The following is an 18,860-nucleotide window of genomic DNA, read 5'->3' as shown; positions in this document are numbered from 1 at the left end:
GGCACTCCTAGCGGGATTTCTCGAAAGGTTTCACAAATGTGATTCTAGGCTCTTTCACCGGACCTTCGACACGGTAGTGCACGCTGGCGAAGCGCGACACGCGGTCCCCGATCAGCCGGTCGACCAGGAACAGCGCCCCGCCCACGGCCGGCGCGCCGACAATCAGGGCCGCCAGCGGCAGGTTGTTGGTCACCGGCAGGCTTACCTGCAGGTTGGCATCGACCCGGTCGCTTACCAGGTCCAGGGTACCGTCCAGCTCGAAGTTGCTCGACGGGCCAGTCACGGCGATTGGCTCGCGGGTCACGTAGACTCCGTTACTGGCCACCAGCAAGCCTTTGACCCGGTCGTAGGCCAGGCCTTTGTCGAACAGGTCGGAAAAGTCCAGGCGCAAGCGCCGGCCGATGGAGTTGAAGTTCAGCAGGCCGAACACCCGTAGCGCTTGGGCACTGCCTTCGACCTCGACGAACTGGCCAGTGCGCAGCGCCGCATCCATGCTGCCGGAGAACCGCTTGAGGCTCACCGAGGCCGGCGAACCCGGCCAGCGGCCATCCACATCCAGACGGAAGTCGCGGCTGGTCGCTGTAGGGGCAAAGCCCCAGGCCTTGAGCACGTCCGCCAGGTTCTTGCCGTCCAGGCGCCCTTTGTACCAGCTGCTGGTGCGGCCCGGCTCACCTTCCCAGCCGCCACCACCATCAATACGCAGGCCTTTGAAGTCAAGGTCGATATCACTGGCGGTCACGCCACGCGCGGTCGGCCGCAGCTTGAGCGATGCACTGCCGTAAAGGTCGTCCCCGCGATAGAGCTTGTCGATGCTCAAGTCCAGCGCCGGCACCTTGCGCGGGTCGAACGAAGCCAGCGGGTCCGGGCCCTCCTCGGCCTGCTTTTCCGCGGCGCTGGCGGCGGGCAGGCGCAAGGTCTGCATGCGCACCACCATTGGCGCGCCCTTGGCATCCGGCACCCGGGCGTTGCCGATGACTTCCTTGCTGTCGAGGCGCAAGTCCCAGGCGGGGCCACCACGGGCCAGGCGCACCACAGCCTGGTTCAGGTCCAGGCCAAAAGCTTTCAGCTGGCCGATGCTCAGGTCTACGCCTTGCAGGTTCTGCCGCGCGCTACCGCCCGGGTCGCCGCCGGCCAGGCGCGCTGCCTGTTCCTGCCAGGGCGCCAGGTCCAGCGTCTCGAGGTGCCCACGCACTCGCAGCCCCTGGCCGGCAGGTACCTGGGCGTCGCCGGTGCCCAGCAGCAACTCGCCGCGGCCCTGGCCCAGCTTGTCGGCCGGTGCCGCGTAGGCAAAGCGGGCAAGGTCGCTGTAGGCGACATCGAAGCGCCGCTCCGGCCCCTGCAGGGTCATGCTGAAACGGGTGTCACGGGTATCACCCGCTGCCTTGCCGAAGGGCGCCGGCAAGTCCATGGCCAGGCCCTTGAGGCTGGAATCGACACGCAGGCGGTTGTCCCGGCTACCCAAGCTGACCTGCAACTGGTACGGCAAGTCGCCGGAAGCCGGCAAGGCCTGCTTGAACTGCAGCCAGTCGGTCAGAGCCTTGAGTGACACCTGGCCGCTGGCGTTGACGCGGGTCTGCATCTGCCCGGGCTGGCCTTCGGCGGTGATTTGCGCCGTAACCGGCTTGCCGAACGCTTGCAGGCTGATGCCCTTGCCGCTCAGGCCCTTGTCCAGATCGAAACTGAAGTCACCCTTCAGGCGGCTCAACTCCAGGCTCGGCGGCGCCACCTTCAGCCGCGCATCGTCGGTGGCGAAGTCCACCTGCACCTTCGGCCGCTGCCCGCGGGCCAGCGGAATGTCGAGCTTGACCTTGCCCTTGAGCGGCCCCTCGCCCTCCCACCCGGCAAAGATCTCGCCAGTGCCGATTGGCGCTTCCTTGAGGATCTTCAGGCCATCGCCCAGGCTGCCGTCGAAGTCGCCATCGAGGTACAGGTGGCTTTGCTGGCCCTCGTCGACATGCGGGATATCGACGCTCACATCGCTGACCTTGGTGTCGAGCAGTACGCCGCGCTGGGCCTTGATGCGCACGCCACTGTCCTCGATGAACACATCGCCATCCACGTGCTGCACCTGCGGCCAGCCCGGCTGGAAGTCCAGGGCTGCGTCACGCACCTTGAAGAACAGGCTGATGCTGCGGGCTTCCGGCGCGACGCCATGGTTCAGCGAGCCTTGGTACTGGAAGTAGCCTTCGTCCACCGTGCCTTTGACGATTGCACTGCGCAGCCATTCGTCGAGGGCGGGGCTGAGCACCTCGGGCAGGTACTTGGCGGTGTAACGGCCGTCGCCTTCGGTCAGGCCGACCCGCAGGTCCATGTAGTCTTCGCGGCCCTCCTCGAACAGCAGGCGAATGAGGAAATCACCGGCAATCTTGCCTTCCTCGCCCAGTACCTTGAGGTATGGCGCGACCAGGGTAAAACCATCCTTGTCCAAGGCCCAGGTCAGGCGCGCATTGGCCTTCTGGTAGTGCCAGGGTTTGGCGAAGATCGGGTACAGGTGCAGCATGAACGCATCGGTATCGAGGCGCAGTTCGCCATGGCCAAGGTCACCGCTGATGCTGCCGCTGACGTTACCGGCTGCCGGAGCATTGTGATAGGCATCGAAACCGACCTTCTCCAGGTTGGCTTCGAACTGCAGGCGCTGGTCGCCCTCGGCCTTGGGCCGGGCTTCCAGGCGCACATTGCGCAGCGCGCCGGTCACGTTCAGGCCATCGACCACGGCCATGACCTTGTCCGGCAGCGGCGCCAGGGCATCGATCAGCGGTGTCAACGGTGTGAGGTCCAGGCGGTCGGCCTGCAGTTGCCAGCTTTCCGCAGCAGCATCCTCGCCGGGGCGCTGCTGCAATTGCAGATGCGACTCCCAACGGGTCTTGCCGATATCCATGGCCAGGGAATCGACCACCACATCGAAGCCTTGCTCCTGGCGCTGGAACCAGGCGCCCAGTGCCAGGTTGTTCAGCTTGGCCGCCTTGCGCCCGGCATAGGCACCGTGCAGCTCCGGTGCATTGAGGCGTACAACGGCCTGCTGCAACTGCCCCTTGCTCCAGTCGACCCAGAACTCGCCTCCCGCCCGCAGGGCGTCGGCATGCCACTGGCCCAGCAGGCGTGGCGGTAGCCAACGCGCCCAGTCACTCTGTGGCAGGCTCAGGTAGGCTTCGACCTGGCCGTCGCGCCAGGCGTTGGCCGACGCACGACTGCGCAGGTTCAGCGACAGGGGCTGGCCATCGGGCAAGGTCGCGCGCAGGTCCAGGGCATGGCGCGAAGCTCCGGCCTGCAGGCCGACGCTTACATAGGTCAGGGTCAACGGGTCACGCTGCCAGGGGTGCAAGGTGACCTGACTGTCGAACACATCGATGCGGCCCAACTGGCGCAGGCGCTGCAACAACTCGGCGGGGTCGAGCGGCGCATCGTCCTTCTTCGGCAGGCCCTCGAGGTTCCAGGCGCCCTGCTCGTTCTCGCGCAGGATCAGTTGCAGGCCGCCCAACTGAATGCGCGCCAGGCGTACTTCGCGGGCGGTGAGGCTGGCCCAGACATCTGGGACCAGCTTGACGTCGTCCAGGCGCAGGGCCGTGGCCCCCTCGCCCAGTTGCAGGTCGCGCACCCGCAGCACAGGTGCCAGGCCGCTCCAGCGGCCTTCCAGGGCCCCCACGTGCACGGGCAGGCCCAATGCCTGCTCGGCCTTGCTCTCCACATCGGCGCGATACTCGGCCACCAACGGCACCAGTTCGCGACCGAGGCTGACATACAGCGCCACCAGTACCGCCAGCAGGGCGCAAGCGCCCAACCCCCAGCGGGTCAAGGCGACAAGAACGCGGGTCAGACGTCCCATGGCCATGGCCCTCCAGGTCGTTTATCCATGATGGCCCGTCGTCCCGGTTTTTCCAGCCCGGGCCACCCGCGGCGCATTTCAGAAGGCCTCAGAGCAGCACCACATCGTATTGTTCCTGCGAATACATCGACTCCACCTGGAAACGAATGGTTCGGCCGATGAAAGCCTCCAGCTCCGCAACGTTACCGGACTCTTCATCCAGCAGCCGGTCGACCACCTTCTGGTTGGCCAGCACGCGGTAGCCCTCGGCCTGATAGGCACGGGCCTCGCGCAGGATTTCGCGGAAGATTTCGTAACAGATGGTCTCGGGGGTTTTCAGCTTGCCACGCCCCTGACAGGCCAGGCAGGGTTCGCACAGCACCTGCTCCAGGCTTTCCCGCGTGCGCTTGCGGGTCATCTGCACCAGGCCCAGCTCGGTGATGCCGATGATGTTGGTCTTGGCGTGATCACGCTCCAGCTGCTTTTCCAGGGTGCGCAACACCTGGCGCTGGTGCTCTTCGTCTTCCATGTCGATGAAGTCGATGATGATGATGCCGCCAATGTTGCGCAGGCGCAGTTGCCGGGCGATGGCGGTGGCGGCCTCGAGGTTGGTCTTGAAGATGGTCTCTTCAAGGTTGCGATGACCGACGAAGGCGCCGGTGTTCACATCGATGGTGGTCATCGCTTCAGCCGGATCCACCACCAGGTAGCCACCGGACTTGAGCGGCACCTTGCGCTCCAGCGCGCGCTGGATCTCGTCCTCGACGCCGTACAGGTCGAAGATCGGCCGTTCGCCCGGGTAATGTTCGAGGCGGTCGGCGATTTCCGGCATCAGCTCGCCAACGAACTGCGTGGTCTTCTGAAAGGTTTCCCGCGAGTCGATACGGATCTTCTCGATCTTCGGGTTGACCAGGTCGCGCAGGGTGCGCAGGGCCAGGCCCAGGTCCTCGTAGATGACCGTCGGCGCGCCGCAGGTCTTGATCTGGGTGCCGATCTGCTCCCACAGGCGGCGCAGGTAGCGAATGTCCTGCAGGATCTCTTCAGCGCGTGCGCCTTCGGCGGCGGTACGCAGGATGAAGCCACCGGCGTCCTTGATGTTCTCGCTTTCCATGCAGCCGCTGACCACCTGCTTTAGGCGCTCGCGTTCGGCTTCGTCTTCGATCTTCAGGGAAATGCCGACATGACTGCTGCGCGGCATGTACACCAGGTAGCGCGACGGGATCGACAGCTGGGTGGTCAGGCGCGCGCCCTTGGTGCCGATCGGGTCCTTGGTCACCTGCACAACCAGGGCTTGCCCCTCATGCACCAGCGCGGTGATGTTCTCTACCGCCGAGCCTTCGCGCTGGGATATTTCCGAGGCATGGATGAACGCCGCGCGCTCCAGGCCGATGTCGACGAAGGCCGCCTGCATGCCCGGCAGCACGCGTACCACCTTGCCTTTGTAGATATTGCCGACGATGCCCCGGCGCTGGGTGCGCTCGACGTGTACTTCCTGCAGCACCCCGTTTTCCACCACCGCCACGCGCGACTCCATCGGGGTGATGTTGATCAGGATCTCTTCACTCATGGCAGGCTCTCGTCAAAGGTATTCGGTAATGATGGATCGCGGTCGGGTAGCTGGCTAGCGCGGTGCTGATACCTCGTGTTGCTGCCAGCATGGAATGGAAAACGCCTCCAGCAAGCGGGCGGTTTCGAACAGTGGAAGGCCGACAACGGTTGAATAACTGCCAATCAGCTCCCTGACGAAAACCGCACCCAAGCCCTGGATTGCATAGCCTCCAGCCTTGTCCAGCGGTTCGCCGGTAGCCCAGTAGCGCTCAGCCTCCTGTGGGCTGATAGCGCGAAAATACACATGGGTGCCGACGCACACGTCGAGACAGCGCGTGCCATCGGTCACGGCCACTGCAGTGATCACTTGATGATGGTCATCGGACAGTTCGGCGAGCATGGCCAGGGCATGTTCCCGATCACGGGGTTTGCCGAGAATCTGGCAGCGTGCCGATACCACGGTATCCGCAGCCAATACCACGCCAGGGCCACGCAATCGGGCAAAGCCTGCCTCGGCCTTGGCACGTGCCAGACGCACGGCGTAGGCCGAAACACCTTCATCGGGCAGCGGGGTTTCATCGATGGGGGCACTGATGACGGTGAACGGCACACCGATCTGGGTCAGCAGTTCACGTCGACGGGGCGAGCCGGAAGCCAGGTATAGCGGGTTCATGCAGACATCTCCCTGTCAGTCGCGGCGGCGCCGTCAGTTGATATGCAAGCGTCGACGCAGGTCGCGCAGGGCGAAACTGATCCACGGCCAGAGCAAGGCACTGATCACCGCCGACCAGACCAGCGCCAGGGTGGGCAGGCGGTTGCCGGTGAGCGCGCTGAGCCACAACTGGATCAGCTGGGCGATGCCGAAGATTACCAGGATCACCAGGCTCTGCTGCCACATGGGGAACATGCGCAGGCGCTGTTGCAGAGACAACACCAGGAAGGTGATGAGAGTCAGGATCAACGCGTTCTGCCCCAGCAGGGTGCCATACAGCACATCCTCGGCCAGGCCCAGCACGAACGCTGTAGTCATGCCGACCTTGTTCGGAACGGCGAGGGTCCAGAACGACACCAGCAAGGCCAGCCACATGGGCCGGAACACTTCCATGAACTGCGGCATGGGCGAGACGCTGAGCAGCAGGCCGATGGCGAAAGTCAGCCAGATGACCCAGCCGTTGTTGCGGCGTGATGCAGCCATCATTGCCTCCGGGTTTGGGCGGGTGCGGCAGGCGCTGCAGCCGGCGTGGCAGGTGCGGCTACCGGAACTGCAGGCTGCGCAGCCGGGGTTGCCGGGGACGCTGGTGTGGCAGGCGCGCTACCGGCAGGCGCACCCTGCTCGTCTGTCGTGGCCGGCTGGCCTGGGGCCGAAGTGCCCTTGCGGTCAGCTTCTTCCTGGGCCATACCGGCCTCGGTGGCGCGCTGCTCCGGGGTACGCCGGTCACTGAACACCAGCAGCATGTAGCGGCTACGGTTGAGCGCGGCGGTGGGGATGGCACGAACAATGGCGAACGGCTGGCCGGAATCGTGGATCACCTCGTTGACCGTGGCCACCGGGTAACCGGCCGGGAACCGTTGCCCCATGCCGGAACTGACCAGCAGGTCGCCTTCCTTGATGTCGGCAGTATCGGCCACATGGCGCAGCTCCAGTCGCTCCGGGTTGCCGGTGCCGCTGGCGATGGCGCGCAGGCCGTTGCGGTTGACCTGCACCGGGATACTATGGGTGGTATCGGTCAGCAACAGTACCCGCGAAGTGTACGGCATCAGCTCGACCACCTGGCCCATCAGGCCACGGGCATCGAGCACCGGCTGGCCAAGGAATACGCCATCACGCTCGCCCTTGTTGATCAGGATGCGGTGGGTAAAAGGGTTGGGGTCGACACCGATCAGCTCGGCCACTTCGACCTTTTCGTTGACCAGCGCCGAGGAGTTGAGCAACTCGCGCAGGCGCACGTTCTGCTCGGTCAGGGCCGCCAGCTTCTGCAGGCGCCCCTGCAGCAGCAGGGCTTCGGTCTTGAGCTTTTCGTTTTCGGCGATCAGTTCCGTGCGGCTGCCGAACTGGCCGGCCACACCTTGCCACGCACGCTGCGGCAGGTCGGTGATCCAGTACGACTCCATCAGCACCAGGCCCATCTGGCTGCGCACTGGCTTGAGCACGTCGAAGCGCGCGTCGACAACCATCAACGCGACCGACATCACCACCAGGACGAGCAGGCGAACGCCCAGCGAAGGGCCCTTGGAGAAAAGCGGTTTAATGGGCCGTTCCTCGTGAACGACTCAGGAGGTCATTGGACATGGGACAACGCACCAGCCTGGTTGCGGGTTGACGGATAAGGCGCCCGGAACGGGCGCCAGCCCAGCACATACAGGTAGCACTGTGTGTGCTACCTGTAAACCGGGCGCTCGTGACAGCGAGCGGGATCACTCGCTGGAGAGCAGGTCCATCGCGTGCTTGTCCATCATCTCCAGGGCGCGACCACCGCCACGGGCGACGCAGGTCAGCGGGTCTTCGGCGACGATCACCGGCAGGCCGGTTTCCTGCGCCAGCAGCTTGTCCAGGTCACGCAGCAGCGCGCCACCACCGGTCAGCACCAGGCCACGCTCGGCGATGTCCGAGGCCAGCTCGGGCGGCGATTGCTCCAGGGCACTCTTGACCGCCTGGACGATGGTCGCCAGGGATTCCTGCAGCGCTTCGAGCACTTCGTTGGAGTTCAGGGTGAAGGCACGCGGTACGCCCTCGGCCAGGTTGCGGCCGCGCACATCGACTTCGCGTACTTCGCCGCCCGGGTAGGCGGTACCGATTTCCTGCTTGATGCGCTCGGCGGTGGACTCGCCGATCAGGCTGCCGTAGTTGCGGCGCACGTAGGTGACGATGGCTTCGTCGAAGCGGTCGCCGCCAACGCGGACGGATTCGGCATAGACCACGCCGTTCAGGGAGATGAGCGCGATTTCAGTGGTACCACCACCGATATCGACAACCATCGAACCGCGGGCTTCCTCGACCGGCAGGCCGGCACCGATGGCGGCGGCCATCGGTTCTTCGATCAGGAACACTTCACGGGCACCGGCACCCAGGGCCGACTCGCGGATGGCGCGGCGCTCTACCTGGGTCGATTTGCACGGCACGCAGATCAGCACGCGCGGGCTCGGCTGCAGGAAGCTGTTCTCGTGAACCTTGTTGATAAAATATTGCAACATTTTTTCGCAGACGCTGAAGTCGGCGATGACGCCGTCCTTCATCGGACGAATGGCAGCAATGTTGCCAGGCGTACGGCCCAGCATGCGCTTGGCTTCGGTACCGACGGCGACGACGCTTTTCTGGTTGCCATGGGTACGGATGGCAACAACCGAGGGCTCATTCAGGACGATACCGCGCTCACGCACGTAAATAAGGGTGTTGGCAGTACCCAGGTCGATGGACAGATCGCTGGAAAACATGCCACGCAGTTTCTTGAACATGGGAAAGTGACCCTGGGGAAAGCGTGGGTAAAAAAGTGCGGCAAACTCTAACAATGGCAGGGATTTTGGGCAAGGAGCCAATATGTTAAATTGGCTGTTTTTCCGAGCAAGCCAGCAGAATTTCGCGGCCGTTAGACCGCCAGAAAGCTGACATGTTCCTCACTGCGGACCCAAATTCCGGTCTTTGTTTCCCCTGGAGATCCCCATGGCGCTTGAACGCTGCGACGTGGAAAAGATCGCCCATCTGGCCCGTCTGGGCCTGAATGATGGCGAACTGCCACGCATTACTGACGCACTGAACAGCATTCTCGGGCTGGTCGACCAGATGCAAGCGGTCGACACTACCGGCATCGAGCCACTGGCCCACCCCCTGGAGGCCAGCCAGCGTCTGCGTCCCGACCAGGTCACCGAGAGCAACCAGCGCGATACCTACCAGGCTATCGCGCCGTCGACCGAAAGCGGTCTGTACCTGGTTCCCAAAGTCATCGAGTAAGGGATAGAGCCTGCCATGCATCAATTGACCCTGGCCGAGATCGCCCGCGGACTCGCCGACAAGTCGTTTTCCTCCGAAGAGCTGACCGGCGCCCTGCTGGCGCGCATCAAGCAGCTCGACCCGCAGATCAACAGCTTCATCAGCGTCACCGAAGACCTGGCCCTGGGCCAGGCGCGTGCCGCCGACGCCCGTCGCGCCGCTGGCGAAACCGGCGCGCTGCTGGGTGCCCCTATCGCCCACAAGGACCTGTTCTGCACCAACGGCGTACGTACCAGCTGCGGCTCGAAGATGCTCGACAACTTCAAGGCGCCGTATGACGCCACCGTGGTCGCCAAGCTGGCTGAAGCCGGCATGGTTACCCTGGGCAAGACCAACATGGACGAATTCGCCATGGGTTCGGCCAACGAATCCAGCCACTACGGCGCGGTGAAGAACCCATGGAACCTCGAGCATGTTCCGGGCGGCTCGTCGGGTGGTTCGGCCGCGGCAGTGGCTGCGCGCCTGCTGCCAGCCACCACCGGCACCGACACCGGCGGTTCGATCCGCCAACCGGCGGCACTGACCAACCTTACCGGCCTCAAGCCAACCTATGGCCGGGTGTCGCGCTGGGGCATGATCGCCTATGCCTCCAGCCTCGATCAGGGTGGCCCGCTGGCCCGTACTGCCGAAGACTGCGCCCTGCTGCTGCAAGGCATGGCCGGTTTCGACGCCAAGGACTCCACCAGCATCGAAGAGCCGGTGCCGGACTACAGCGCCAGCCTGAATGCTTCGCTGCAGGGCCTGCGCATCGGCCTGCCGAAGGAGTACTTCGGTGCCGGCCTCGACCCACGCATCGCCGACCTGGTCCAGGCCAGCGTCAAGGAGCTGGAAAAGCTCGGTGCGGTGGTCAAGGAAATCAGCCTGCCGAACATGCAGCACGCCATCCCGGCCTACTACGTGATCGCCCCCGCTGAAGCCTCGTCCAACCTGTCGCGCTTCGACGGCGTGCGTTTCGGCTACCGCTGCGAAAACCCGAAAGACCTCACCGACCTGTACAAGCGTTCGCGTGGCGAAGGCTTCGGTGTCGAAGTGCAACGGCGCATCATGGTCGGCACCTACGCCCTGTCGGCCGGCTACTACGACGCCTACTACGTCAAGGCGCAGCAGATCCGCCGTCTGATCAAGAACGACTTCATGGCCGCCTTCAACGACGTCGACCTGATCCTCGGCCCGACCACGCCAAACCCGGCCTGGAAGCTCGGCGCCAAGAGCAGCGACCCGGTCGCCGCCTACCTCGAAGACGTCTACACCATCACCGCCAACCTGGCGGGCCTGCCGGGCCTGTCGATGCCGGCCGGCTTCGTCGATGGCCTGCCGGTCGGCGTGCAGCTGCTGGCGCCATACTTCCAGGAAGGCCGCCTGCTCAACGTCGCGCACCGCTACCAGCAAGTGACCGACTGGCACACCCGCGCCCCCAACGGCTTCTGAGGAATTCACACATGCAATGGGAAGTTGTGATCGGGCTGGAAATCCACACTCAGCTCGCCACCCAGTCGAAGATCTTCTCCGGCAGCGCCACCACATTCGGTTCCGAGCCGAACACCCAGGCCAGCCTGGTTGACCTGGGCATGCCCGGCGTACTGCCGGTACTGAACCAGGAAGCCGTGCGCATGGCGTGCATGTTCGGCCTGGCCATCGATGCCGAGATCGGCAAGCGCAACGTGTTCGCGCGCAAGAACTACTTCTATCCGGACCTGCCCAAGGGCTACCAGATCAGCCAGATGGACCTGCCGATCGTCGGCAAGGGCCACCTGGACATCGCCCTGGAAGACGGCACCATCAAGCGCATCGGGGTAACCCGCGCGCACCTGGAAGAAGACGCCGGCAAGAGCCTGCACGAAGACTTCAGCGGCTCCACCGGCATCGACCTGAACCGTGCCGGCACCCCGCTGCTGGAAATCGTCTCCGAGCCTGACATGCGCAGCGCCAAGGAAGCCGTGGCCTACGTCAAGGCGATCCACGCGCTGGTGCGTTACCTGGGCATCTGCGACGGCAACATGGCCGAAGGCTCGCTGCGTTGCGACTGCAACGTGTCGATCCGCCCGAAAGGCCAGGCCGAGTTCGGTACCCGCTGCGAGATCAAGAACGTCAACTCGTTCCGCTTCATCGAGCGCGCGATCAACAGCGAGATACAGCGCCAGATCGACCTGATCGAGGACGGCGGCAAGGTGGTACAGGAAACCCGCCTGTACGACCCGAACAAGGATGAGACCCGCTCCATGCGCAGCAAGGAGGAAGCCAACGACTACCGTTACTTCCCAGACCCCGACCTGCTGCCGGTGGTGATCGAGGACAGCTTCCTCGAAACCGTCCGCGCCGGCTTGCCGGAACTGCCGACGCAGAAGGTCGAGCGCTTCCAGAACCAGTACGGCCTGTCGGCCTACGACGCCAACGTGCTGGCTTCCAGCCGCGAACAGGCGGACTACTTCGAGGAAGTGGTAAAGATCGGTGGCGATGCCAAGCTGGCTGCCAACTGGGTCATGGTCGAACTGGGCAGCCTGCTGAACAAGCTGGGCATCGAGATCGATCAGGCGCCAGTCAGCGCCGCACAGCTGGGCGGCATGCTGCTGCGTATCCGCGACAACACCATCAGCGGCAAGATCGCCAAGACCGTGTTCGAGGCCATGGCCGCCGGTGAAGGCGATGCCGACAGCATCATCGAAAGCAAGGGCCTGAAGCAGGTCACCGATACCGGTGCGATCGACAAGATGCTCGACGAAGTGCTGGCGGCCAACGCCGAACAGGTCGAACAGTACCGCGCAGCCGACGAGGCCAAGCGCGGCAAGATGTTCGGCTTCTTCGTCGGCCAGGCGATGAAAGCCTCCAAAGGCAAGGCCAACCCGGGGCAAGTGAACCAATTGCTCAAGGCCAAGCTCGAAGGGTGATTGTTTTATCCCTGTAGTCCTGCGAGGGCTTCGCCCTCGTTCGCGGCTGAAGCCGCTCCCACAGGTACAGCGCTGCTCTCGAAGCGGTGGTGTACCTGTGGGAGCGGCTTTAGCCGCGAATGGGCCATATCGGAGCATCTGAGTTGCTAAAGCGATCCCTGAGCACCCTCGCCCTCTTCACCCTGCTGGCCGGCTGCGCCAGCCAGGACATCGACGTCGACCCCGACGGCTACGACAAGACCGGCACTGCTTCCTATTACGGCGCTCGCCACCACGGTAAACGCACCGCCAGCGGCGAACCGTTCAACCAGCATGGCCTCACCGCCGCACACCGCAGCCTGCCTTTCGGCACCCGGGTACGAGTGACCAACCTGGCCAACCAACGCAGCGTCGTGGTGCGCATCAACGACCGTGGCCCCCATACCCGCGGCCGTCTGATCGATCTTTCACGTGCCGCCGCAGAAAAAATCGGCATGATCCGTAGCGGAACCGCGCGCGTGCGAGTACAAGGGCTTAGCGACTGACGCGACAGGAGTCCGACCATTTTCGACCTGGCTACCCTTCCCACCTTCAGCCTTCTGCAACTGGGCATCGCGCTGCTGTTGCTGATCGGCGGTGCCGAACTGCTGGTGCGCGCATCCCTGCGCCTGGCCCAGCGCCTGCATGTACGCCCGCTGATCATCGGCCTGAGCCTGGTGGCCTTCGGCAGCACTGCCCCGCAAATGACCGTGAGCCTTCAGGCCGCCTACCAGGGCGCGCCAGATGTGGCGGTGGGCAGCGTGATCGGCAGCAACATCTTCAACGTACTGGTCATTCTCGGCCTGGCCGCACTGATAATCCCGCTGCGCGTGTCGCGGCAACTGGTGCGCCTGGACATTCCCCTGATGATCGTCGCCAGCGGCCTGGTCTATGCGTTATCCGCCAACGGCCACCTGGGCCGGCTCGAAGGAGGGCTACTGCTGATCGGCCTGGTCGGCTACCTGGCAATGCTTTGGCACCAGTCGCGCCACTACGCCCGCACCTACCCCGCACCGACCACCGTCACCAGCAGTACCGGGCGCTTCTGGTCGGGTACGCTGCTGCAGGTGCTGGCCGGCCTGGGTCTGCTGAGCCTGGCAGGCCACTTGTTGCTGGAGGCCGCCGTGGAGGTGGCCACCGACCTGGGGCTGTCCGAGCGCATCATCGGCCTGACTGTCGTTGCCATCTGCACTTCTCTGCCGGAACTGGCCGCTGCGCTGATCGCCGCCCTGCGCGGTGAACGGGAAATCGCCGTGGGCACAGTGATCGGCAGCAACCTGTTCAACCTGCTGGCCGTACTGGGCCTGACTGCACTGGTCACGCCCGAGCCGCTTTCGATCTCACCCAATGCCTTGGCCTTCGACCTGCCGGTAATGCTGGGTGTTGCTGTGCTGAGCCTGCCGGTGTTCTATTCCGGTTACCGCATCACCCGCGCCGAAGGCCTGGTGTTCCTCTGCCTGTACCTGGCTTATGGGCTGCATGTAGCCGCGTTTACCATGGGCATGCCACTGGCCGGCCGCCTGGAGCGGTTGATGCTGTTCTATGTATTGCCGGTGCTTGCCATGGTGTTGCTGTACACCACCGCACGAGCCTGGCGCCGCCAACACTAAGGAAAACAACATGGCTGATAGCAAGAAAACCGGCGAACAGATTCGGCGCCAGGTGATGGGCGATGCGTTCGTCGACCGCGCCTTGGGCAATGCCACCGACTTCACCCAGCCACTGCAGGATTTTGTCAACGAACATGCCTGGGGCAGTGTGTGGGCCCGCGACGGGCTGCCATTGAAAACCCGCAGCCTGATTACCCTGGCGACACTGACAGCGCTCAAGTGCCCGCAGGAGCTGAAGGGGCATGTGCGCGGGGCGTTGAACAATGGCTGTACGGTGGAGGAGATTCGCGAAGCGCTACTGCATTGCGCGGTGTATGCGGGGGTGCCGGCGGCGATCGATGCGTTCCGTGCGGCACAGGAAGTGATCGACAGTTACAAATAGGTTTTTCAGTACCGGCCTCTTCGCGGGTAAACCCGCTCCCACAGGTACTGCACAGGTTTCAGGGCCTGTGGGGTACCTGTGGGAGCGGGTTTACCCGCGAAGAGGCCAGTACTGTGTTACCTACCTTGCCTGGCGAGCCTTCTTCATCTTGAAGGCCACCCACAGCAGCAGGATCCACCCAGGGATCAGCATCACCGAGATGCGAATCGGCGGGGTCAGGTACATCACCACCAGGATCAGCACGATGAACGCCAGGCACAGGTAGTTGGTGACCGGGTGCCCCCAGCTCTTGTAGAACGGGGTAATCCCGGCCGCCAGCTTGGCCTTGCGGAACTTCAGGTGGGTAATACTGATGCTCGCCCAGTTGATCACCAGCGCCGACACCGCCAGGGCCATCAGCAAGCCAAAGGCCTCGCCCGGCATCAGGTAGTTGATCACCACGCACAGCCCGGTAGCGAAAGCCGACACACCCAGCGCGGTCAGCGGTACGCCGCTACGGCTTACCTTCAGCAACTGACGCGGTGCGTCGCCCTGGCTGGCCAGGCCGAACAGCATGCGGCTGTTGGCGTACACGCAGCTGTTGTACACCGATAGCGCAGCCGTCAGCACCACGATATTGAGGATGGTCGCCACCAGGTCACTGTCCAGTTCGTGGAAGATCATCACGAACGGGCTGCCACCCTGCACCACCTTCTGCCATGGGTACAACGACAGCAGCACCGCCAGGGCACCGATGTAGAAGATGAGGATGCGGTACACCACCTGGTTGGTGGCCTTGGGGATGCTCTGACGCGGGTTGTCGGCCTCGGCGGCGGTGATGCCCACCAGTTCCAGGCCACCAAACGAGAACATGATCACTGCCAGCGCCATCACCAGGCCGGTGACGCCGTTGGGGAAGAAGCCGCCGTACTGCCAGAGGTTGGCCACGCTGGCATCCGGGCCGCCATGGCCGCTGCTCAGCAGCCAGGCGCCGAAGCCGATCATGCTGACGATGGCCACCACCTTGACCAGGGCGAACCAGAACTCCATCTCGCCGTATACCTTCACCTGGGTCAGGTTGATCAGGTTGATCACCACGAAGAAGATCGCCGCCGTCGCCCAGGTGGGGAAGCCTGGCCACCAGTACTGAACGTAGATACCCACCGCTGTCAGCTCGGCCATGCCGACCAGTACATACACCACCCAATAGTTCCAGCCCGAGACGAAGCCGGCGAACTCGCTCCAGTACTGGTGGGCGAAGTGGCTGAAGCTGCCGGCCACCGGCTCTTCAACCACCATTTCACCGAGCTGGCGCATGATCAGGAAGGCCATGAGGCCGGCAATGGCGTAGCCCAGCAGGACGGAGGGGCCGGCCAGCTGGATGGTCTGGGCGATACCCAGGAACAACCCGGTACCGATGGCCCCGCCCAACGCGATCAGCTGGATATGGCGATTCTTCAGCCCGCGCTGTAACCGCTCGGGCGTGCTCTGGTCTTGCATGAAGTGTCCTTTAGCTCAGTGAGGCTGTGTTTTTTGTGTTGTTTGCAGTCAAGGATCTAGATCCATCCGCCCCACTGCAAGATGAAAATACCGATGTTGGTGGTGATCGCCGCCATCAGCGTGGTAATCACGATGATCGACGCCGCCAGCTCATGGTTGCCGTTGGCCGCCCGCGCCATGACGTAGCTGGCCGCTGCGGTCGGGCTGCCGATGTACAGGAACAGGATGCCCAGCTCGGCCCCGCGGAAGCCGCACAGCCAGGCACCGAGGGTGCCGAACAGCGGTAGCCAGACCATCTTCACCAGGCTGGCGTCGATGGCCAGCCTGCCACTGTCGCGCAGCGCCGCCAGCGACAGCGTGCCACCGATGCAGATCAGCGCCAGCGGCAGGGTCATCTGCGCCAGGTAGTCGCCCGAGGTCAGCAGCCAGTTGGGCAGCGGCACCTGGCCGTAGGCCATGGGCGTGGCCACCAGCACGCTGATGATCAGCGGGTTGCTGAGGATGCTTTTGCAGATGCTCCACGGGTCGGACTTCAGGTCCGGGCTGTACACCGCCAGCACCACTGCCGACAGCGAGTTGTACAGGAGGATGACCAGGCCGGCGAGCACCGCCCCCAGGGAGATGCCGTAGTCGCCGTAGAGACTGGCGGCCAGGGCCAGGCCGATCACTCCGTTGTTGCCGCGGAATGCGCCCTGGGTATAGATGCCCCGGTCGGCCAGCGGGCTGCGCCAGATGGCCAGGCCCCAGGCAATGGCGAAGCCGGCCAGGGTGGCGACGATGAAATAGAGAAGGACACCGGGCTTGACCGCCGTGGCCAGGTCGGCGTGATAGATGCCGAGGAACAGCAGCGCCGGCATGCACACGTTGAACACCAGCTGTGAGGCAACGCGGTTGAAATTGTCGTCGATCAGGCGAATACGTTTGAGCAGCACGCCCATGAACAGCATGGCGAAGACCGGTGCCGTGATGTTCAGTGTCTGGATAAGAAGGGCAAGCATGCGCAAGCGATCCTGGAGGGGTTGCCGTTAGGGGGCTAATGATACGCCAACGGCCGGGAGTTGCGGGGATCGCGGGGTGATAAAGAGAAGTTTCTGTCAGTTGCGGCCCTTTCGCGGGTAAACCCGCTCCCACAGGTACTGCACAGGTCTGGAGGCTTGTGAAATACCTGTGGGAGCGGGTTTACCCGCGAAGAGGCCGGTACTGAATCAGCGCCGAACCGGGCGCTTCTGCAGTTTGCGCTGCAAGGTCCGCCGGTGCATGCCCAGCGCCCGCGCGGTGGCCGAGATATTGCCTTCGTGCTCGTTCAGCACGCGCTGGATGTGCTCCCACTGCAGGCGGTCGACCGACATCGGGTTTTCCGGCACCAGGGTGTCCAGGTCGGTGTGCTCCGACAGCAGCGCCGCCAGCACATCATCGGCATCGGCCGGCTTGCACAGGTAGTTGCACGCGCCGCGCTTGACCGCTTCCACCGCGGTGGCAATGCTCGAGTAACCGGTCAGTATCACCACGCGCATTTCCGGATCCAGCTCCAGCAGCTTGGGCAGTAGCACCAGCCCGGAGTCGCCGTCCATCTTCAGGTCCAGCGTGGCGTAGTCCGGCAGGTCCTGCTGGGCCAGGATCAACCCTTCTTCGGCAGAGCTGGCAGTGCTCACGCGGAAACCGCGGCGGCTCATGGCACGGGCCATGACCCGGGTGAAGGTGGCATCGTCATCCACCAGCAGCAGGTGCGGCAGCTCTTCGCCTTCGACCTGGTTTTCTTCGCTCATCATTCATCTCCTCGCTTGCCATAGGGCAGGCGCAGTTCGGTCAGGGTGCCACCCTGTTCATGACTATAGAGTTTCACCGAACCGCCCGCACGGGTCACGCTGGCCTTGCTCAAGAACAGGCCCAGGCCGAAGCCTTTGCCTTTGGTGGTAATGAAGGGTTTGCCGATGGCTTCGGCGATGGCCGGTGGCACGCCGGGGCCATGGTCGCGGATGCTGATGACGATGTCATGGGCGTCCCAGTCCAGGCGCACTTCAAGGTCATCGGGGCAGGCATCGGCGGCATTGTTCAACAGGTTCAACAGCGCCTGGGTCAGGTCCGGCGGCGGGGTCAGGCGCGGCACCTGGCCGTCACGCAGGCGCTGGAAGCGGTAGCTGGCTTCCGGGCGCATCAGGTGCCAACGGTTGAGCGCTTCGTCCAGCCAGGCCGTCACGTCCTGCTCCACCACGGCCAGGCGGCGGTTGGCTTCGGCGGCGCGCACCAGCTGTTGCAGGGTTTCCTTGCACAGCTTCACCTGGTCCTGAAGGATCTGCAGGTCTTCCTGCAGCAACGGGTCGGCGTGGTCCTGGCGCATCTCATTCAGCAGCACGCTCATGGTCGCCAACGGCGTGCCCAGCTCATGGGCGGCACCGGCGGCCTGGGTGGCCACGGCCAGCAGCTGCTCGTCGCGCAGGCTTTCTTCACGCCGCTCGGAACGCAGCTGCTCCTGGCGGCGCAGCTCTTCGGCCATGCGCGCGGCAAAGAAGGTGATCACCGCGGCGGCCAGGGCAATGCTCAACCACATGCCATAGACCTGCATCTTGTCCCGCGCCATCGGCAGGCCTTCGAGCGGGTAGAACTGCACCAGCAGCAGGCTGTAGGCGGTCAGGGCAATGCCGGAAAGGATCAGCGAATACAACCACGGCAAGGTGACTGCGGCAATCGCCAGCGGCACCAGGTAATACGACACGAACGGGTTGGTCGAGCCGCCGGAGTAATACAGCAAGGCACTGTGGATCAGCAGGTCGCAGGCCAGTTGCAGGGCATACTCCAGCTCGGTGACCGGCAACGACAGGCGCAGGCGCAGCGCCGTGAAGGCGCACAGCAGCGAAGACAAGGCCAAGGTGCCGGCCAGCGACAGCCAGGGCAAGGGCAGCAGCTCGGTCCAGTAGGCGACCCCCACGGAGCCGGCCTGGGCAGCCAGGACCAGGACCCGAATGACGGTCAGGCGCCAGAGGTTCTGGCGGGTAGCAGACAGCGGTTGTACGGCGGCGAGCATGAGCTCTCCTGATGAGTGCTCCAGAAAAATCGGCTGGAGTATACCGAAGCCGGGCGCCTCGCTGCAGCGATGCGGCAAAGCGCCACACTTTGTCACAGGTTGATGATGGCACTTTTGAACCCACTACAC

At 64.1% G+C, this 18,860-nt stretch carries 16 protein-coding genes; 6 read left to right on the top strand and 10 right to left on the bottom strand.

Features of this window, described 5'->3' with window-relative positions:
* Positions 1-7 precede the first annotated feature (7 nt).
* The 6 genes from RIN61_RS16490 to mreB form a co-directional block, all read right to left on the bottom strand.
* Complete coding sequence (locus RIN61_RS16490) at positions 8-3,829, bottom strand: YhdP family protein (RefSeq protein WP_313852908.1); 3,822 nt, start codon at positions 3,827-3,829, stop codon at positions 8-10.
* A gap of 82 nt (positions 3,830-3,911) precedes the next feature.
* A complete protein-coding gene (gene rng / locus RIN61_RS16485; RefSeq protein WP_112250764.1) occupies positions 3,912-5,369 on the bottom strand; it encodes a ribonuclease G in 1,458 nt (485 codons plus the stop codon).
* A gap of 54 nt (positions 5,370-5,423) precedes the next feature.
* The gene (locus RIN61_RS16480; protein ID WP_112250762.1) at positions 5,424-6,023 is read right to left on the bottom strand and encodes a Maf family protein; all 600 of its coding nucleotides are present in this window, start codon (positions 6,021-6,023) and stop codon (positions 5,424-5,426) included.
* 33 nt (positions 6,024-6,056) lie between these two features.
* The gene (gene mreD, locus RIN61_RS16475; RefSeq protein ID WP_015269051.1) at positions 6,057-6,545 is read right to left on the bottom strand and encodes a rod shape-determining protein MreD; all 489 of its coding nucleotides are present in this window, start codon (positions 6,543-6,545) and stop codon (positions 6,057-6,059) included.
* Positions 6,545-7,540: a rod shape-determining protein MreC gene (gene mreC, locus RIN61_RS16470; protein ID WP_243432236.1), complete on the bottom strand. Its 996-nt coding sequence runs from the start codon at positions 7,538-7,540 to the stop codon at positions 6,545-6,547. The genes mreD and mreC overlap by 1 nt, the downstream gene beginning before the upstream one ends.
* A gap of 225 nt (positions 7,541-7,765) precedes the next feature.
* The gene (gene mreB, locus RIN61_RS16465) at positions 7,766-8,803 is read right to left on the bottom strand and encodes a rod shape-determining protein MreB (RefSeq protein ID WP_003255163.1); all 1,038 of its coding nucleotides are present in this window, start codon (positions 8,801-8,803) and stop codon (positions 7,766-7,768) included.
* Between the two features lie 205 nt (positions 8,804-9,008).
* Between mreB and gatC the strand changes: the two genes are divergently transcribed.
* The 6 genes from gatC (at position 9,009) to RIN61_RS16435 (ending at position 14,230) form a co-directional block, all read left to right on the top strand.
* The gene (gene gatC / locus RIN61_RS16460; protein ID WP_056795914.1) at positions 9,009-9,296 is read left to right on the top strand and encodes an Asp-tRNA(Asn)/Glu-tRNA(Gln) amidotransferase subunit GatC; all 288 of its coding nucleotides are present in this window, start codon (positions 9,009-9,011) and stop codon (positions 9,294-9,296) included.
* Positions 9,297-9,311: 15 nt separating this feature from the next.
* Positions 9,312-10,763: an Asp-tRNA(Asn)/Glu-tRNA(Gln) amidotransferase subunit GatA gene (gene gatA, locus RIN61_RS16455; protein ID WP_313852900.1), complete on the top strand. Its 1,452-nt coding sequence runs from the start codon at positions 9,312-9,314 to the stop codon at positions 10,761-10,763.
* Positions 10,764-10,774: 11 nt separating this feature from the next.
* Positions 10,775-12,220, top strand: a complete 1,446-nt coding sequence (gatB, locus tag RIN61_RS16450; RefSeq protein ID WP_013971062.1) for an Asp-tRNA(Asn)/Glu-tRNA(Gln) amidotransferase subunit GatB — start codon at positions 10,775-10,777, stop codon at positions 12,218-12,220.
* A 143-nt stretch (positions 12,221-12,363) separates the two neighbouring features.
* Complete coding sequence (locus RIN61_RS16445; RefSeq protein WP_181457309.1) at positions 12,364-12,744, top strand: septal ring lytic transglycosylase RlpA family protein; 381 nt, start codon at positions 12,364-12,366, stop codon at positions 12,742-12,744.
* Between the two features lie 60 nt (positions 12,745-12,804).
* A complete protein-coding gene (locus RIN61_RS16440; RefSeq protein WP_112250753.1) occupies positions 12,805-13,848 on the top strand; it encodes a calcium/sodium antiporter in 1,044 nt (347 codons plus the stop codon).
* A gap of 10 nt (positions 13,849-13,858) precedes the next feature.
* Complete coding sequence (locus RIN61_RS16435; RefSeq protein ID WP_112250751.1) at positions 13,859-14,230, top strand: carboxymuconolactone decarboxylase family protein; 372 nt, start codon at positions 13,859-13,861, stop codon at positions 14,228-14,230.
* A 120-nt stretch (positions 14,231-14,350) separates the two neighbouring features.
* Here RIN61_RS16435 and RIN61_RS16430 read toward each other — a convergent pair whose 3' ends face one another.
* The 4 genes from RIN61_RS16430 to RIN61_RS16415 all read right to left on the bottom strand — a co-directional run bounded on the left by RIN61_RS16430 (position 14,351) and on the right by RIN61_RS16415 (position 18,731).
* Entirely contained in the window at positions 14,351-15,709 is a 1,359-nt protein-coding gene (locus RIN61_RS16430) for an amino acid permease (RefSeq protein ID WP_112250749.1), read from the bottom strand.
* 56 nt (positions 15,710-15,765) lie between these two features.
* The gene (locus RIN61_RS16425; RefSeq protein ID WP_112250747.1) at positions 15,766-16,707 is read right to left on the bottom strand and encodes an AEC family transporter; all 942 of its coding nucleotides are present in this window, start codon (positions 16,705-16,707) and stop codon (positions 15,766-15,768) included.
* Positions 16,708-16,914: 207 nt separating this feature from the next.
* Positions 16,915-17,475, bottom strand: a complete 561-nt coding sequence (locus RIN61_RS16420; RefSeq protein ID WP_025337806.1) for a response regulator transcription factor — start codon at positions 17,473-17,475, stop codon at positions 16,915-16,917.
* Positions 17,475-18,731, bottom strand: a complete 1,257-nt coding sequence (locus RIN61_RS16415) for an ATP-binding protein (protein ID WP_025337805.1) — start codon at positions 18,729-18,731, stop codon at positions 17,475-17,477. Before RIN61_RS16415 ends, RIN61_RS16420 begins: the two co-directional genes overlap by 1 nt.
* Between the last annotated feature and the right edge of the window lie 129 nt (positions 18,732-18,860).

This window comes from Pseudomonas inefficax, assembly GCF_032164165.1.
Taxonomy (GTDB): domain Bacteria; phylum Pseudomonadota; class Gammaproteobacteria; order Pseudomonadales; family Pseudomonadaceae; genus Aquipseudomonas; species Aquipseudomonas inefficax.
This window is presented reverse-complemented; position numbering and strand designations above follow the sequence as displayed.

Excerpts from the sequence above, each read along its gene's own strand:
- RIN61_RS16490 (WP_313852908.1), bottom strand. The coding sequence starts at position 3,829 with ATGGCCATGGGACGTCTGACCCGCGTTCTTGTCGCCTTGACCCGCTGG.
- rng (WP_112250764.1), bottom strand. The coding sequence starts at position 5,369 with ATGAGTGAAGAGATCCTGATCAACATCACCCCGATGGAGTCGCGCGTG.
- RIN61_RS16480 (WP_112250762.1), bottom strand. The coding sequence starts at position 6,023 with ATGAACCCGCTATACCTGGCTTCCGGCTCGCCCCGTCGACGTGAACTG.
- mreD (WP_015269051.1), bottom strand. The coding sequence starts at position 6,545 with ATGGCTGCATCACGCCGCAACAACGGCTGGGTCATCTGGCTGACTTTC.
- mreC (WP_243432236.1), bottom strand. The coding sequence starts at position 7,540 with ATGTCGGTCGCGTTGATGGTTGTCGACGCGCGCTTCGACGTGCTCAAG.
- mreB (WP_003255163.1), bottom strand. The coding sequence starts at position 8,803 with ATGTTCAAGAAACTGCGTGGCATGTTTTCCAGCGATCTGTCCATCGAC.
- gatC (WP_056795914.1), top strand. The coding sequence starts at position 9,009 with ATGGCGCTTGAACGCTGCGACGTGGAAAAGATCGCCCATCTGGCCCGT.
- gatA (WP_313852900.1), top strand. The coding sequence starts at position 9,312 with ATGCATCAATTGACCCTGGCCGAGATCGCCCGCGGACTCGCCGACAAG.
- gatB (WP_013971062.1), top strand. The coding sequence starts at position 10,775 with ATGCAATGGGAAGTTGTGATCGGGCTGGAAATCCACACTCAGCTCGCC.
- RIN61_RS16435 (WP_112250751.1), top strand. The coding sequence starts at position 13,859 with ATGGCTGATAGCAAGAAAACCGGCGAACAGATTCGGCGCCAGGTGATG.
- RIN61_RS16430 (WP_112250749.1), bottom strand. The coding sequence starts at position 15,709 with ATGCAAGACCAGAGCACGCCCGAGCGGTTACAGCGCGGGCTGAAGAAT.
- RIN61_RS16425 (WP_112250747.1), bottom strand. The coding sequence starts at position 16,707 with ATGCTTGCCCTTCTTATCCAGACACTGAACATCACGGCACCGGTCTTC.
- RIN61_RS16420 (WP_025337806.1), bottom strand. The coding sequence starts at position 17,475 with ATGAGCGAAGAAAACCAGGTCGAAGGCGAAGAGCTGCCGCACCTGCTG.
- RIN61_RS16415 (WP_025337805.1), bottom strand. The coding sequence starts at position 18,731 with ATGCTCGCCGCCGTACAACCGCTGTCTGCTACCCGCCAGAACCTCTGG.